The organism is Janibacter sp. CFPM2_SD2, assembly GCF_057364645.1.
In genome coordinates this window covers 1-960 of the sequence record NZ_JBNFOF010000375.1, presented here as the reverse complement: position 1 = coordinate 960, position 960 = coordinate 1, and the positions used below count along the sequence as shown (strand labels likewise).

Genomic DNA, 960 nt, shown 5'->3' with positions numbered 1-960 from the left:
GGTGTGGCGGCGCATCGCCTCGGGGTCGTCGGGCGACGAGGACGAGGTCGGCCCCCTGCGCCGCGAGCTGCTCGGCGAACTCGCGCCCGATGCCGGCGGTCGCGCCGGTGACCAGTGCCGTGCTCATGCGCCCAGGGTCCGGTCGAAGAGCTCGCGCAGCTCGCGCCAGTGCCGGTCCTCGCCGGCCTGCTGGTGGCTCGCGGTGTCGGTCATCGTGTAGCCGTGCGGGGCGTCGGGGTAGACGGCGGTCGTCGCGGTGAGCCCGTGCTCGGCGAGCGTGCGGTCGAGCAGCGCGACGCTCTCGGGCGGCATCGACTGGTCCTTGTCGGCGTGCCCGTAGACGAACTCCGCTGTGGCAGAGGCGAGTCGCAGGTGCGGGCTGTCCGGTTCGTCGGTGGCCAGACGCGCACCGTGGAAGCCGCCGCACGCCGCGACGCTCGGCTCGATACCGGCGACGCGGGTCGAGAACTTCGCACCCATGCAGTAGCCCGTGACGCCGATCGGCCCGTCGGTCACGCCGTCGAGCGCCCGCAGCGCGGCGACGTGCGCGGGGTGTCCCGCTCCATCGCCGGCCCGTCGAGCGCGGCGAGATAGGGCGCGGCGACCGCGCCGTAGGCGGCCCGCTCCTCGGGGATCCGCAGGTCGGTGCGGGGCGTCGTCTCGGCGGCCGTGCCGGAGCGGTACATCGTGTTGGGCGCGAGGACGATGTAGCCCCACGACGCGATGCGGTCGGCCATCTCCTCGATGCGGGCCCGCAGCCCGAGCGCGTCGATGCACAGCAGGACGCCGGGGTGCGGCTGGTCGTCGGGCCGGGCGACGACGGCCTCGGCCGTCCCGTCCGCCGCGGGATCTCGATGAAGGGGCGCATGCTCCGCACGCTAACGACCCCCCCCATTCCCCGTGGCCAGCCGCCGGTCCGCGTCCGTGAAATGCGACGCGCAGCGCGACCCCGAGCATCAC

General features: G+C 74.7%; 3 protein-coding genes. All 3 read right to left on the bottom strand.

The window, feature by feature from the left end; genetic code table 11:
* Positions 1–127 (bottom strand): SDR family NAD(P)-dependent oxidoreductase (locus AC2W7J_RS18465; protein ID WP_485984245.1); only part of this gene is annotated, 127 nt, incomplete at its 3' end.
* A complete protein-coding gene (locus AC2W7J_RS18460) occupies positions 124–516 on the bottom strand; it encodes a dienelactone hydrolase family protein (protein ID WP_485984241.1) in 393 nt (130 codons plus the stop codon). The genes AC2W7J_RS18465 and AC2W7J_RS18460, both read right to left, overlap by 4 nt.
* Positions 513–773: a dienelactone hydrolase family protein gene (locus AC2W7J_RS18455; RefSeq protein WP_485984243.1), complete on the bottom strand. Its 261-nt coding sequence runs from the start codon at positions 771–773 to the stop codon at positions 513–515. The genes AC2W7J_RS18460 and AC2W7J_RS18455 overlap by 4 nt, the downstream gene beginning before the upstream one ends.
* Between the last annotated feature and the right edge of the window lie 187 nt (positions 774–960).